This window comes from Massilia sp. P1_C10 (genome assembly GCF_056406475.1).
Window position 1 is genome coordinate 707,001 of record NZ_JBFUAC010000002.1, and the last position, 14,649, is coordinate 721,649.

The 14,649-nt window shown below is 60.9% G+C and carries 10 protein-coding genes; 7 read left to right on the forward strand and 3 right to left on the reverse strand.

The window, feature by feature from the left end:
- The first annotated feature begins 10 nt into the window (after positions 1-10).
- The 4 genes from AC1D02_RS07540 (at position 11) to AC1D02_RS07555 (ending at position 5,249) form a co-directional block, all read left to right on the forward strand.
- Positions 11-1,567, forward strand: a complete 1,557-nt coding sequence (locus AC1D02_RS07540; protein WP_477315301.1) for an ATPase domain-containing protein — start codon at positions 11-13, stop codon at positions 1,565-1,567.
- Positions 1,564-2,808 (forward strand): sensor histidine kinase, encoded by a 1,245-nt coding sequence (locus tag AC1D02_RS07545; protein WP_477315303.1) that lies wholly within the window; start codon positions 1,564-1,566, stop codon positions 2,806-2,808. Before AC1D02_RS07540 ends, AC1D02_RS07545 begins: the two co-directional genes overlap by 4 nt.
- A 120-nt stretch (positions 2,809-2,928) precedes the next feature.
- Positions 2,929-4,395 carry a glucose-6-phosphate dehydrogenase gene (gene zwf / locus AC1D02_RS07550; RefSeq protein ID WP_477315305.1) on the forward strand — a complete coding sequence of 489 codons (1,467 nt, stop codon included), beginning with the start codon at positions 2,929-2,931 and terminating at the stop codon, positions 4,393-4,395.
- On the forward strand, positions 4,395-5,249 hold the full coding sequence (locus AC1D02_RS07555) for an SIS domain-containing protein (protein WP_477315307.1): 855 nt from the start codon (positions 4,395-4,397) through the stop codon (positions 5,247-5,249). The genes zwf and AC1D02_RS07555 overlap by 1 nt, the downstream gene beginning before the upstream one ends.
- Before the next feature lie 7 nt (positions 5,250-5,256).
- Here the strand turns inward: AC1D02_RS07555 and AC1D02_RS07560 are convergent, their stop codons facing one another.
- Genes AC1D02_RS07560 through AC1D02_RS07570 form a run of 3 tightly spaced genes read right to left on the reverse strand, consistent with a single transcriptional unit; the run spans position 5,257 to position 12,972 of the window.
- On the reverse strand, positions 5,257-6,618 hold the full coding sequence (locus tag AC1D02_RS07560; RefSeq protein ID WP_477315309.1) for a T6SS immunity protein Tli4 family protein: 1,362 nt from the start codon (positions 6,616-6,618) through the stop codon (positions 5,257-5,259).
- A 52-nt stretch (positions 6,619-6,670) separates the two neighbouring features.
- Complete coding sequence (locus tag AC1D02_RS07565) at positions 6,671-9,676, reverse strand: phospholipase D-like domain-containing protein (RefSeq protein WP_477315311.1); 3,006 nt, start codon at positions 9,674-9,676, stop codon at positions 6,671-6,673.
- Between the two features lie 32 nt (positions 9,677-9,708).
- A complete protein-coding gene (locus tag AC1D02_RS07570; RefSeq protein ID WP_477315313.1) occupies positions 9,709-12,972 on the reverse strand; it encodes a type VI secretion system Vgr family protein in 3,264 nt (1,087 codons plus the stop codon).
- 147 nt (positions 12,973-13,119) lie between these two features.
- On the opposite strand from AC1D02_RS07570, the gene AC1D02_RS07575 reads away from it, so the two are divergent.
- The 3 genes from AC1D02_RS07575 to AC1D02_RS07585 are packed head-to-tail and all read left to right on the forward strand — an operon-like array spanning position 13,120 to position 14,648.
- Positions 13,120-13,620, forward strand: a complete 501-nt coding sequence (locus AC1D02_RS07575) for a GAF domain-containing protein (RefSeq protein WP_477315315.1) — start codon at positions 13,120-13,122, stop codon at positions 13,618-13,620.
- 10 nt (positions 13,621-13,630) lie between these two features.
- The gene (locus tag AC1D02_RS07580) at positions 13,631-14,245 is read left to right on the forward strand and encodes a hypothetical protein (RefSeq protein WP_477315317.1); all 615 of its coding nucleotides are present in this window, start codon (positions 13,631-13,633) and stop codon (positions 14,243-14,245) included.
- Entirely contained in the window at positions 14,232-14,648 is a 417-nt protein-coding gene (locus tag AC1D02_RS07585) for a hypothetical protein (RefSeq protein ID WP_477315319.1), read from the forward strand. The genes AC1D02_RS07580 and AC1D02_RS07585 overlap by 14 nt, the downstream gene beginning before the upstream one ends.
- Position 14,649 lies beyond the last annotated feature (1 nt).

Sequence of the window (14,649 nt, forward strand, 5' to 3'; positions counted from 1 at the left end):
AGCAACAAGAGTGGACACCCTAGTCAAAACCGGCATCGACGGACTCGATGAAGTCCTTCTCGGCGGGCTTCCGCGCCATAACAACATCATCGTCGAGGGCGCGCCCGGTTCCGGCAAGACCACGCTCGGCCTCGGATTCATCCATGCCGGCGCGGCGCTGTACGACGAACCGGGCGCGATCGTCTCGTTCGAACTCGATTCGACCAAGCTGCTGCGCGACGCGGCCGGCTTCAACTGGGACCTGCAGGGCCAGATCGACGCCGGCAAGGTCAAGGTCATCCAGACCAGCCCCGCCGTTCTGCTGAGCGAGTTCCGCAACAGCGAAGGGGCGTTCTCGGAGTCGCTGCGCGCGATGGGCGCCAAGCGCCTGCTGATCGACGGCCTGACCCCGCTGCGCCTGTACGCCGAAGTGCACGACCTGCCGTTCCGCGAAGACGTGCACGTGCTGATCGAAGGCCTGAACCGCCTCGGCGTGACGACCATGGTCACCGCCGAACGCGACGAGTCGCTGGGCGCCGCGGCGCACGAGCGCTTCGTGTTCGACACCATCATCGAGTTGTCGCGCCAGGAAAACCGCCGCCGCGTGCAGCGCCGCCTCACCGTGCTCAAGTCGCGCGGCCAGGACTTCATCGGCGGCAGCCACACCATGCGCATCGAAGCGAACAAGGGCATCCACGTGTATCGCCGCGCGCAATCGCGCCCGCTGTCCCTCAACGAGCAGCCGACCTCCGACAAGCGCCTGTCGATCGGCTCCGAATCGATCGACGGGCTGCTGGACGGCGGCCTGTACGAGGGCTCAGTGACGATGGTCAGCGGGATCTCTGGCACCGGCAAGACGGTGCTCAGCGTGCAGTTCCTGAAGTCGGCGATCGAGGCCGGCCACAAGACGCTGCTGGTCAGCCTGGACGAACACCCGAAACAACTGATGCGCAACGCCGGCTCGCTCGGCTTCGACCTCCAAGGCATGGTCGAACGCGGCGAATTGTTCATCCAGTACGAGTCGCCGCTCGAGCTCGAACTCGACGTGCACTTCGACCGCATCATCAAGCTGGTCGAGGAGGAAGGCATCGACGTCGTCGTGTTCGATTCCATCGCGGTCTACGAGATGACCAGCCGCGACGAAGTGGCCGACTATCTGTATGCGCTGGCGACGTTCTTCAAAAACCGCCTGGCGACCATCTTCTTCAACTACGAAAGCCCGGAGCTGCTGGGACTGTCGCAGATCAGCGAGGAGCTCAAGGGCTCGCACCTGGTCGACAACATCATCCTGCTGAACTACGTCGAGATCTCGACGGTGCTGCGGCGCGCGATCGCGATCCCGAAGGTACGCGGCAGCCGCAACATCCAGGTCACGCGCGAATACGTGATCGCCGAAGGCGGCCTGCAACTGCTCGACGAAGACGCCTACATTGATCCGGGCAGCGTGGTGCCGCAGCTGCCGTTCTCGTCCTACTACGGCCTGCTGTCGCGTTCGCCGTCACGCCAAAGCCCGGTGATCGAGGATGCCATCGCCCACGGCAGCAAGATGCCGCCGTCGGTCGATTTGCCGATCGAAGCGAGCAAGTGATCCACATCGCGCAGCCCCATGTCGCCCAGATCGATTGGGATGGCTGGGCCGCGCCTTTAAATCAGTACGCGCTGTCAACCGGGCTCGCGGTATCCGCCTGGGACGCGCAAGGCAGGCGCACCGTCGGCCCGCTGCTGTCGTCGCGCACCACCCGCTTCCTCGGCGCGTCGGCGCTGTGGAGCGAAGACGGCGCCGGCACCGAACTCGAACGCGAGATCGTCGGCGCCGTGCTGGCCAGCGGCGCGCCCGAGCCGGACCGCATGTTCCACGGCATGCGCGTATCGAGCCTGCCGCTGACCCAGTCCGGAAAAGTCTACGGCGTGCTGGTGTTCGGATGGTGCTTTCGCGACTTCACCTCGCCGCTGGAATGCGAGCGCATCGCCAAGCTGGCCGCCCTGTCGGGACAGTCGCTGTGGAACGTGGTGCGGCTCGAGCCTCCGGTCTCGGACACACGCATGGCCACCTACGCCGCCCTGCTGGCGACGCTGGCCGGATCGTTCGACCGCCAGCGCGAAATCATCGACGAACTCAACCGGGTCAGCCGCACGCGCGACCTGTTCCTCGCCACGGTGTCACACGAGATGCGCACGCCGCTGGCCGCGCTGTCGATGCGCGTCGAGCTGATGCTGCGCACCGTGAAGGATTTGCCGCCCGCGGTCGAAGCGGGGCTGACCGCCATGCGACTGCACGTGCGCCAGGAGGCCGGCATGGTGGACGACCTGATCGACGCCGCCCGCACACTGACCGGGCAGATGTCGATCGTGCCGGCCGAAGTGGGACTGGGCGGCGTGCTGCGCGCGGCCGTGTCGACGATCGAACCTGCGGCGCACGAAAAACGCATCGCCTTCAGCGTGGCGCCGGCCGATTTCGGCGACGGCATCACGCTGATGGCCGACGCCGGCAGGCTGCAGCAGGTGATCTGGAACCTGCTGCTGAATGCGATCAAGTTCACCCCTGACGGCGGCGCCGTCCGGGTCGCCATCCGCGACGGTGACAGCCACGTCGAGATCGACATCGCCGACAGCGGCCAGGGCATTCCGCCGGAAGACCTGCAGCACGTGTTCGGCGCGTTCACGCTGCAAACCAGCGGCAACGCCACCGGCCTTGGACTGGGCCTGTACATTGCGCGCCGCATCGTCGAGCTGCACGGCGGTACGCTGACCGTCGACAGCGCCGGCAAGAACCTCGGCGCCACTTTCACGGTCCGCCTGCCGCGCGGCGGCATTCCGTCAATCGCGTAGTAAAATTACTTGCGATTCGTTTATTGATGTAGTAAATTTACATAAACGGCTTTGCGTGCGCCAGCAACGGGCAACAAGCGGCATTATCCATCCGGCACCCTACTTTTGCGATCACACACTATGGCAATCAACGATTTCGACCTCGTACTTTTTGGCGGCAGCGGCGATCTGTCGATGCGCAAGCTGCTCCCTGCGATGTACTCGCGCGACGTGGCCGGCGATCTGCCGCCGTCCGCGCGCATCATCTGCGTGGGCCGCCACGAGTGGTCGCAGGAAGAGTTCCTCGCCGCGGTCGAGACCCAGTCCAAGCCGAACATCAAGGCGCCCGACGCAGCGAAGTACGCGGAATTCGTCAAGCGCATCGTGTATGTGTCGATGAACGCGACCGACGAAAAGACCTACGGCGCCTTGGTCGAGGCGCTGCGCAAGGACGACAGCCTGACGCGCGTGTACTACCTGGCGACGCCGCCGCACCTGTTCGCGCAGATCTGCGACAACCTGGCCGCGACCGGTCTTGCCACCGCCAATTCGCGCGTGGTGCTGGAAAAGCCGCTGGGCCGCGACCTCGAATCGGCCAAGCAGATCAACAAGGAAGTGGGCAAGGTCTTCGCCGAGAAGCAGATCTACCGGATCGACCATTACCTGGGCAAGGAGACCGTGCAGAACCTGCTGGCGCTGCGCTTCGGTAACATCCTGTTCGAGCCGCTGTGGCGCCGTGAGTGGATCTCGGACGTGCAGATCACCATCGCCGAGAAGATCGGCGTGGGCAACCGCATGGGCTATTACGACACCTCGGGCGCGCTGCGCGACATGCTGCAGAATCACCTGCTGCAGCTGCTGTGCATCGTCGCGATGGAGCCGCCGACCTCGATCGCCCCCGACGCGGTGCGCGACGCCAAGCTGCAGGTGCTGCGTTCGCTGAAGCGCTTCACGCCGACCACGCTGGCGCAGAACATCGTGCGCGGCCAGTACCGCGCCGGCCACGTCGACGGCCAGCCGGTGCCGAGCTACAAGGACGAGCCGGATGCGCCGGAGCACTCGACCACCGAGACCTTCGTCGCGCTGAAGGCCGAAATCGACACCTGGCGCTGGGCCGGCGTGCCGTTCTATCTGCGCACCGGCAAACGGATGGCCGACCGCTTGGCCGAAATCGTCGTGCGCTTCAAGCCGATTCCGCATTCGATCTTCAACCAGCCGACGTCGAGCTTCCAGCCGAACACCCTGGTGATTCGCCTGCAGCCGGACGAAGGCCTGTCGATGAATTTGATGGCCAAGACGCCGGGCGACAGCATGCGCCTGAAGCAGGCCGAACTCGAACTCGATTTCCGCGAGCAGTTCAACACGCCGCGCATGGACGCCTACGAGCGCCTGCTGCTCGACGTGCTGCGCGGCCAGCTGACGCTGTTCATGCGCGGCGACGAGCTGGAAGCGGCGTGGGAATGGGTCGAGCCTATCCTCGACTACTGGGAGCAGGCCGACAACAATCCGATTCCGTATTCGTCCGGCACCTGGGGACCCGCGGCGGCCAGCGCACTGATAGGCCGCGACGGCCTGCAGTGGCGCGAAGAAGCCTTGCCCGAAGACTGATGTTGCTCGACTCGATACGGACGCAGCTCGACTCGCTGTCCAAGTCCGAGCGCAAGGTCGCGCTGGCGGTGCTGGAACAGCCGACGGCCACCGTCAGCCAGAACATCACGGCGCTCGCTAAGAGCGCCCAGGTGTCCGAGCCGACCGTGGTGCGGTTCTGCCGCACGCTCGGTTACGACGGCTGGCACGAGTTCAAGCTGAAGCTGGCGCAGGGACTCGCGCTGGCGCTGCCCGGCGCGAACGAGCAGCCGGCGCAGGACGACCTGGCGTCTGACCTGGTCAGCAAGATCTGCAGCCGCTCGATCAACACCCTGCTCGACCTGCGCAACAACCTCAATCCGGAAGCCATCCAGAAGGCGCTCGATATCCTGTCGCGCGCGAACAAGATCGAGTTTTACGGACAGGGCACGTCGGGGATCGTCGCGGCCGACGCGCAGCACAAGTTCTTCCGCTCCGGGGTGCCGACGGTGGCGTATTCGGATCCGAACATCCACAGCATCGCCGCGGCGCTGCTGCGCGAGGGCGATGCGGTGGTCGCGATTTCACAGCGCGGCAACAGCCCTGCCCTGCTGCGCTCAGTGAAGCTGGCGCGGCGCGGCGGCGCGGACGTCATCGTGCTCGCGCCCTCGGGCACGCCGCTGGCCGATTTGGCGACGGTGCTGATCCCGATCGATCTGGTGTTCAACACCGACCCGTACACGCCGATTTCTGCGCGCCTGGCCTACCTGGTGGTGATCGACGTGCTGGCGGTCGGCCTGGCGCTGCAGCGCGGGCCCGAGTTCCGCAAGAAGATGCAGAATGCGCAGAAGGCGCTGCAGGAATTCGACATGCAGTTCGATTCCTTCATCGGCTGAAGGTTCATTACTTCTTGGATGCCGCAACGATTTCGGGCATCGGGGGATCGGTGGGGCGCAGTCGCATGCTGCGCAAAACAGTCTCCAGTCGGCCCATACTCTGCGCGAACGGAGGCGGATCCTGAGCGAGTTCGGGAGCTTGCTCCCTCGTGAATGTTTGCATGTCGACGAGGATGTAGGGAAGCACAGCGACACTAAGCCAACCCGAATAGCCGGTAAAGACAGAATACGTTTCGATAGTCGCTTTTCCCGGCCTGTGGATTTTCAATGCGACCCCGCCCTGGTCCGACATCAATCCGCCCATTTTGTACGGGCGCGGTCCAATACGCCGGGTGACGTGTTTGTTCATTTCGCTTTCTTCAGGGGTGCCAAAGGAGCCCACCGCGGCCCTTACGCCCGCCGTAAGCGGGGTAAACTTCATTCGGCGGCTGTCTACGTTGCCCGTATGGATGGTGTACACGACACCTGGTGCGTCCGCCCAACGAAACGATTGCTTAATGTCGGTGATGGTTTTGCCGTCGTCGGCAATAAACCCATGGGGAATGCAAACGCCAAGTTCAGAAGGGATCTCGTGTAGTATGCGCGGACGGAAACTCTTCAGTATCGCCACCAGTTTTTGCTTGTGCTGTTCCTTGCTCATCGTAGGTGTGATTCGCTCTTGAGACCGGAACATGTAGACATACTTCTCTCGCAGCACATGCGCGAAGTAGACCGAGTACCTCAGCGATTCATCATTACCCTCGAAAAACTCCGTCGAATAACCGTAACTTCCTGGAATGCCGAAGTCGGCCACAGGGAATTCCTCCTTTATTTCCTGGATTGTCTTTCGATGTTGTTCAATTTTCTCTACGAACCAAGTGAGAGAGGCCCGGGATGCGTCTTCCTGCACTCCTGCATTTTTGATTTCACGAATTCGATCGGACAAGTCATTAATCGACTTTTCGAGATAATCTGTTTCCGAAGGCATATTCCTTCGGACTCGGCTTGCGAGCTGCGAATCAACCGGCCCGACGATTCCAATTCGGACATTGCCGAATTCCATGACGTCGCCCCGATCAAAGACGTTTTCACTGAATTTCCGTCCTTGAAGGCTGTCCGTAACTCTTCTGTCAAAAAAAGTAGCCCATTCAATCGATTGGTCAACATCGAAAGTCAGGCGACCTAGACAATCGCGTCGCGCACCCTGCGGTGTACGATATTCTGGCGCGGTACTTTCCAGCATTTCTTCAAGACTAGGATATTTGGACGGCCGCTCCGCAAGTGCTTCGTCCGAGGCGATGGATTGCTGGCCTTCCGCACGGCTGCATCCAGAGAACAATACGACCAGGAGACAAGATAGATAGATTCGAGAATGCCAGCAAAGGCGCATGATCACTCCTCAATTACAAAACTACAATCACCAGAAATTCACTCAGACCCCGTCAGACCGCCCGACGAATTTCGCCGCTCCCTGATGAATCGCTCGGCTGGCCTGTCGGCACAGCGAGGTCTGCCAATAACGTTAAATTCATTTTGGAGATGTTGTTCTCGCCCGCCGTCCAAGTCGTCGGCAGCGCGACGATATAGCCTCGCGTGGTCGCAGGGGAGGATTCGCGCAGAAGCGCGGTAGCGTCCCAGCTGAGGGGCTTTGAATTACTTCTTACAGTCAGCCAAAAGTTGGGATGAAACGGCATCTGACCGTGCAGACGACGCTTATCGGGCACCCATGTCGGCCAGATTGAACTAGACTCACCGGCGACCCGCGCGAGGAAGGGGAAAGCCTGCTGATAAGCGAGCGCGTTCGCATATGCAAGATTTTGAATCGCCATCCACGTCTCTGGCGCCGCTGGTGCGAGGATTATTGATTGGAGCTCGGGTGCAGGTGTGGCGCCCGTAAGTCCGAATAATTTGGACCATAACTGTGATCGCAAATTCTGCACCGATACGCTCACCAGTTCGACGCGCTTACCGTCGAGTTTCGCTGATACCTTCGCGTCGTCGCGGATAACGACCGCCAGCTCCGAATCCCGATCGCCCAACTGGCTGCGATCGTTTATGTTCGCGCTGCCGAGCACGGCGACCCTGTCATCAGCGATAAGCAACTTCGAGTGAACGTAAATTTGTTCCGTGACCGGCCTCAGCCCTAAGTGATCCCAAGTGCGCAGATTCAACAACGTAACGTATTTCTTCCATCCCTCCTTTACCTTGCGCTCCAGTTCCCCCGGCAGATAATTTCGGACAATGCTTTTCGCCGAATCAATCGGCATGCTTTCCGTTCGCAGCAAATCTGCGACCGCCATCGCGCGCCGAATCCGATTGACCAGACTGCTTTCCCCAAACACCAGCGATTGCATCGTCAGGTGAAGCTGAGTCATGATATTCAATGCGTTCAACGGCCCTTCGGGATGCACCGGCACGACAAGATATACATGAAATGGCAACCCGTCATAAATCGCCGTTTCGATCCTAGTCGCCAGTGCGTCAGCAATGGGATTTATGACTTCTTCTTGCGCCTTCCCCATGCGTCGAGACGACTCGATCGCCGCTGCGTTCTTGATTACCATGTCAAGATCGTTCATGAACTCGCGGCCCTTGCCGTTCGCATCGGCGCGAACGTCATCTATCTGCGACCAGCGAATTGCGCTGACGATTTTCGTTGGCGAGACCCCCACGATTTCGAGCTGTCGCGCATACTTCCCGTAGTTCGGCGACTTCGTGATATCCAACAATGCATCCATGGGACCTGAGAGCTTCCCCTCTTTCGTCAGATCGGTGCCATAAGCCGACTGAAAGAACTGCCCTTCTATATAGATGAACTTCTGCGCACCCTGAATCGCCGTGAGCATCGCCTTCAGACAGTTATTCTGGGCGCGGACAGGCCGCGGCTTGCGGCGCCCGTCGCCAGAATTGCTGTTCCACTCGTCGAGCTGCAAGGTCAACGGGGCACTGCGCAAAACCTGGACCCACGTTTCGCCCGCCTTCTCTTGTTTGTCCGGAGCGATTGAACTTGGCAGCCTCGGAATTCGTATCCATGCAGTCGGTTGGATTCCAAAGAAAGAAAACATCGTGCGTACTGTCGCGTCATTAGTCACAAACTTGTATGACCGCTCGTAGCGCGCCGCAATACCGTTCCACCGTCCAATGAAATTTCTGCTCAAGTCGCTCACTGAAGGCCCCATGATCGACGAATGAACGTCATGCCAGGGCATACGCGGTTGATCAGACGAGATCGTCTTCGCGCTTGCCGGAAGCATCTTTTTTAGCTTCTTAAGATTTTCATAACGCACGGATTTCTGGTCAGTCAAGTTCCCAAGCTGCGTCATCGTCGCGATAATAAAAGTTTCAATCAGGGTGACCGTCTCCTGGCGGATCGCCGGCGGCAGCTGATCCATGCTTGCGTTGTTGAGCCAAGCGAGTACGGCCGCGGCGCGATCGGCCGCGTTGGCGCTGCCGCTCTCGCGAAGCTTTCCGAGCTTGTGCTGGACTTCCTGATCCAGTTTATGGAAAGCCCAACGCGACAACTCCTGCGCGGCATCGATCGGAACGTCCTGCACCTTTCGCAGGAATTGCGGCATCAGGTTCACGTTGTCCCACCAATCAGAAACAGACTTCTGAACTTCATTTTTCTTGTCGATGGCGGGCCGCACAAAATCCTGGGCGTTTGCAATCGACTTCAACGGTGCCGAAGTGACGAACGTTCCGGTCACTCCCACTTTGCCGTCGAAGCAGGCTGCGAACATTTCCGCGCGGGTAAGGTAATCCGTTTGTTCGACATGGGACATTTCATGGAGCGCAGGAATGCAAGAGTTGTACAGTTCGTTGCCCTTCCTTCCGTCCGCTGCAAGCGAAAACCTGCCGTCATCCCTACGACCGTATGCAAGGTCGATACCGCCGACGAAAGCGCGCCGATTGTCGATCACCACCAGTTTCTGATGGTGCGAGAATCCGATGCCCAGGCCTGCAGGCATGTCGCTTTGGGCAATCGCCGGCATCGCAAACGCGCGCGCCGGCGGGGGAAGCCCAGCATTCAACTGGAAAATCGCGAGCATGGTTTCGAAATCTCCGGTGTCGACGCCGACCTTCGGCGACATCCAGGGCATGACGTAAATGCGCAGGTTGGGATTCCCGTCGATCGCCTTCGCGAGAAATTCGAACAGTGTCTTCCCTTTGACCAGTTCGACGTCGAAATTTACCTGCCAGCCTGTGATGTAGATGGACTCCTGCGCGCCTTCGATTGCTGCAGCGACGGCAGCAAAATATTCCTCCCCGGTCACGTAAAACTCGACCTTGTTGCCACTTCGAGGTTCCGCGAAAACATCGCCCCACTGAATGTCCGCATAGCCCTTGGGCGGCACGCCGTCATGAATGAAGCAGCCCGGCGCCGAAGTCGCCGACGCAAGCGGCTTGCCTTCTTCCGAAACCAACTGAGAGATGCGTTTACTGGTCATGAACGAATCCAGAAATAGGATATGGGCCGAAATTACGACTCTTTGACTTTCGGGAACACGTTCTTCGATGCCGAAACATCGAATGCCGCCTTTGCGTATCTGGCTTGAGGTGCTGCGCCAGGGTCATGCTGGCTGCTGTGCAAGCCACCGCTGAAGTCTGCTGCATTCATCGCCTGCAAAAGTTTTTCTTGCTCACTCCAATCGGCCGACTCGGTTTCGACATTCAAGCGCACCGTGTGCCCTGGATACACCAGCCAGGTGCGCTCTGGATTCGCGCAGTAGGCCTTGGCCACCTTCGACTGTTCCTGGTCCGTCAGCACCAGATTTCCGTCTGCATCGGTCTCGCCTTGCGCGACGATGCTTTCCTCGTCAATAAACGCCAAACCGAATGGCATTTCGCCAGAAGCAATCTTCCACGGTGTATGCGCCAGCGGATGGCCATGCGGCCCAGGCGTATCCGCCAGCCGCAGTTTGAATTTCAGCGCTCGCTCGGGCATTGCCGATCTGGGCAACTTCGGCAATGGATAGCTGAGGCGATCCGGCGCAGCGAACTTTTTCATCCCCGCGTGCACCATAAGTTTTCCCGGGCACTGCACCGTGATATTTCCACCGGCGATGGTGATATTGGCGCCCCCCGCGGTCGACAGGCTGATGCTCTTGGCCGCCGCCCAATCGATATGCGCGGTGGCGCTGACAACGTCGATCTCGTCGCGCGCCTGCACCTGCAGCTTGTCGGACTGCGCCTGGTACGCGACCTCGTCTTTCGCTGCAATCAACTGCAACCCGGCGCCGTCCTCGCCGCCCCCCACAGCCCCAGCGAGCACGCCGATGGCTTGGCCACTGTGGACCTGCATCTGACCTCCGGCCACGAACTGGCTGTCGATGCCGTTCATCAAAGATACTGTTTCGCCGTTCGCCAGTTGCACGTCTTGACCCGCCACCATTCCAAGGCCGGCCTTCGCAGAGATGCCCACCATGGGTGCGCTGGTGTGAGCCAATTTGTCGTCGTGCGGTTTGGTATTCCGCGCTGCCGCATCCGCCCTCGCTACCCTCAGGCTGCAACTACTGACTGCTCCCGCAGAGGTGGTCCACAAAGCTTTCAATGGCGCCGCCTTGCTGTCCGTGGAACTTGCGTCCGCTGACGTGGACCCCAGGTGCGCGCCGAAGGCAACGCTCTGGTGCATCGTCGCCGCACCATTGAAGCTGGCGGCCAGTTGCATCGCGCGCTTGAGCAATGCGTTGCCTTCCATGTTGTTGCCCGCAGGGGCGCGAGATAGTGGCGCATGAGCGATCTTGTAGCTGGAGATGAGCAAACCCTCGCCTGCACGAACGGCGCCGTATGCATCCGTACGCAGCTCTGCGCCTCTGCCTCGCGTGGTCCCCCGATAATTGTCCACGTTGTGGATCAGGTGCCCGAGATTGAGTTCGCTGGCCGCTTGGGTGGTTTTCAGCTGAACGCGGCCTTGGCCGTCTGTATCGTCGAACACCAACTGGTTGTAGCCCCGGCCTCCGAGTTCCTTGCTGCGCACACCCCACTGCGCGCCTGGATTACGATGCCCGGCGCTGGCGCCCGATGCGCCATGCCAGACCGGGCTATTGCCGCCGGCCAGATTGCCCTGGCCGGAGCGGCGATGATCGTTCGCCGGTTCGAAGACGGCGCTATCACTGATCTGATCGGCCCGCCCGCCTGGCGTGGTCGGCACCCCGCCCTCACCCTGACCGTTGTACAGCGCGCCGACAATGACCGGCTGATCGATATCGCCCTCGATGAATTTCACCAGGACTTCTTGGCCGATGCGCGGGATGAACTGGCTTCCCATGTGCGCGCCTGCCGAACGCTGTGCCACACGCACCCAGCAATTGGCGCTGCTTTCCTGCCAATGGAAGCGAACCCGGACCCGCCCCATCCTGTCGCAATGCACTTCGTCCGCGCCGTTAGGTTCAACCGAGCCGTCAGGTCCCACCACAATCGCACTCTGACTGCCTGTCGCGGTAGGCCTCACGCGGATGCAAGCGCTGTCGTCCGCAGTTGGACGCCATGGCCGTTCCACAGGTATCGCCTCGAAACAATTGGCGTAGCCGCTGCGCCGCGCCTGATCGATCAGAGCGTGGGAGCCGGCGAGCCCGACCTCGCCCAACGATTGTCCAATCATATCCACCACCGGGCCGAATAATGTGGCGAGGCCATCCCGCGCGCTTACCGGCAGGTTGTTCACGCCAGCGCTTGCGACACGCAGCACCACGAACGCGGGTATTTCAGAGCAGTACTTCTTCATCGGAATTCCGGTGACGCGAATCCGCGTGCCTGCACACAGAGTGCGCGCGGTCGATCTCCCCTGCCACACCAGGGTCCGGGCTTCATGCGCCTGCATCTGAAATTCGACGTTGCGGCGCGCCTGCCCCCTATCGGCGAAGGCGCCATGGCCCGGACAGTCAAATATTTCAACCCCCTGCGCATACTTGCCACCGATTGGGTACCTCGTTGGCACACTAACGCTGACGGTCCGCTTGACGATGTAGTCATAGCTCGACAGGGTCACCGTGCCAATTCCAAGCGTGCGAATCTCTTCAAGGTGTTGAATGCTGTCGCTGCGCTCGACCGAGCTGGCGGCATGGTAGCGGATGCCATCGCCAGCGCTGCTGGAGTCTTCCGGTACGGCGACCAACCGGCTGCTGTCCGAAAACAGTACCATCCGATCCTGGCCGTCAGCGTCTTCAAATCGCCATGCCAATCCCTCTTCTGTGAGCAGCCGGGTGACGAATTCGGCGTCAGTCTCACGATACTGGGTGCACGAGGCGCGAATCCCAGCATCGGCCAGGAAGCTGTTGACCTCGTCGCTCCAGCGCCACTGCGCATGCGGCTGATAGGGAGAGAAAACGGCATCGACAATTTCACGCACGCCGCAGTTCTGCCATGCGCGGCTATTGTGCACCTGGGTCAGCAGCCTAATCCATGGCGACAGACGCAGACGATAGCGCGTCAGGGCGCCGTCGCACCCCAGTGTGGCGACCTCGCTCACGTACCCGCCGAAGCCGGCCCGAGTGCGGTCGGCCAGGCTCATCGCCAAGCGGGCGCGCTGCCCGAGCACAGACTGATGCGCGATGTTTCCGTTGGTGGACAAGGCGATTACGTCCCGGTATCCAACTCCCAGCACGCGCTCATCGGCAGCGAACGCCTCAACCAGCAGCGGAACCGATTTGCGCTGCTCGGGAAAGGAGAGTTCGTACAATCGGGTGTCGCTGGTGAACGAGGAAAGCGCCTCGCGCACTTGATTGATGATCTCCGATGTCTTCACGGCCGCTCCCTGCACCACTTGAAGAGCTGATATTAGGATTCGTACGCTGTGGGAATTTGCCATTGGTCAATGCGGCGCGACTTAGTTGGCGCTTATGAGGATGGCAGGTTAGAATGTGATTTTTCGCAACCACACGCCCATCGCATCATGCACATCACCCCCGCCGCCTCCACCAAGCCCGATTACGCCATGCTGACCCGCCAGGTCGCCAGCATCCTCGAAGGTGAACGCGACCTGGTCGCCAACGCGTCGCAGTTCTCCGCCTTCATTTACGACACCATCGCGGAACTGAACTGGGCCGGCTTCTACCTGACGCGCCCGAACAAAAAAGGCGACGGCCAGGAACTGCTGGTCGGCCCGTTCCAGGGCAAGGTAGCCTGCGCGCGCATCCCGTTCGGACGTGGCGTGTGCGGCGCCGCGGCGGCCGAGCGCAAGACGATGCTGGTGCCGGACGTGCACGCCTTCCCCGGCCACATTGCCTGCGACTCGGCGTCGAACGCCGAAATCGTCATCCCGCTGATCAAGGACGGCGTCGTGCTGGGCGTGTTCGACATCGACAGCCCGACCCTGAACCGCTTCAACGAGGAAGACCAGGCCGGGCTCGAAACTCTGGTCGCCGCTTTCCTCGACGCGACCGACTTCGCCTGAGAGAGCGCCAATGAAATTGCGCACGCTTCTACTGTGTTTGCTTTGCCTGCTCTCTCCCTTCGCATTGGCGGACCAGGCGCATCGCGGCTTCACGCTCGATGATCATCTTCTCGACGACAGCCAGAAAGCGGCGTTTGCGGGCGCGCCGTTCGCCTCCGTGGCAGAGCAACTGGACATCGTCGAAGCAAGCGGCCTGCCGCCGGAGATACTGGCGTTTTTCAAGAAGACCCGGATCATCGTCGATCCGGCCGTTCGCGGGAATCCCGGTATCTTCGACGTGCGTAATGGCGAGCCGGCCGTGCGCATTCAGCCGATCGTGTTCCCGGCCAATAAGCCGATCCTGCTGCACGAATTGATGCATGCCTACCACCTCGCCGTCCTGACGCTGAGGAATCCGGATATCATCCGCGCATTCGAGGCCGCAAGCCGGCCTGGCAAGTATCCGCAGGCGTATCAGCGCGCCCATTTCCTGCAAAACGAAAAAGAGTTTTTCGCCGTGACGTCGACCATCTACCTGTTCGGAAAAATCCAGCAGCCGCCGTTCGATTGCGCGATCTTGTCGAAGGACGATCCGGCCTATCTCGATTTCCTGGAAAAAACCTTCGGCCGCCATGAATGCCACTAAAGGAATTTTCACGGCCTTCATCCTCGCCGCCGTAACGTCGGTCAGCGCCGCCGCCCAGGATCTGCCTCAGTGGCACCAGGTCCGCGGAGGACGATGGGAAGTGCCGATCGAGGTCGCGATGGATGCCGCCAACGCCATCAAGTCGTCGGCGATCGATATCGTTCCGAAGAACCGCAGGCCGATGCGCGACATCTCGGGTTACACGGTGCAGTACCAGGGCGTGCTCGAGGAAGGAGCACGCGTGGTCCGCTTGAGCGGCGCCTGCTCATTGTGGGGCCGCACGCCTGAACAGCTGCGCGCCGACTGGCTGGTGGTCGCAGATGGCGGCGACTGCTATTACGATGCCATCTACGACCCGGCGGTGAAACGCATCACCGCCATCCGCGCCCACGGCCACGGGTAAG

What these genes read in the sequence shown, in the direction of transcription:
- zwf (WP_477315305.1), top strand. Translation starts at nt 2,929, where the DNA reads ATGGCAATCAACGATTTCGACCTCGTACTTTTTGGCGGCAGCGGCGAT.
- AC1D02_RS07555 (WP_477315307.1), top strand. Translation starts at nt 4,395, where the DNA reads ATGTTGCTCGACTCGATACGGACGCAGCTCGACTCGCTGTCCAAGTCC.
- AC1D02_RS07560 (WP_477315309.1), bottom strand. Translation starts at nt 6,618, where the DNA reads ATGCGCCTTTGCTGGCATTCTCGAATCTATCTATCTTGTCTCCTGGTC.
- AC1D02_RS07565 (WP_477315311.1), bottom strand. Translation starts at nt 9,676, where the DNA reads ATGACCAGTAAACGCATCTCTCAGTTGGTTTCGGAAGAAGGCAAGCCG.
- AC1D02_RS07575 (WP_477315315.1), top strand. Translation starts at nt 13,120, where the DNA reads ATGCACATCACCCCCGCCGCCTCCACCAAGCCCGATTACGCCATGCTG.
- AC1D02_RS07580 (WP_477315317.1), top strand. Translation starts at nt 13,631, where the DNA reads ATGAAATTGCGCACGCTTCTACTGTGTTTGCTTTGCCTGCTCTCTCCC.
- AC1D02_RS07585 (WP_477315319.1), top strand. Translation starts at nt 14,232, where the DNA reads ATGAATGCCACTAAAGGAATTTTCACGGCCTTCATCCTCGCCGCCGTA.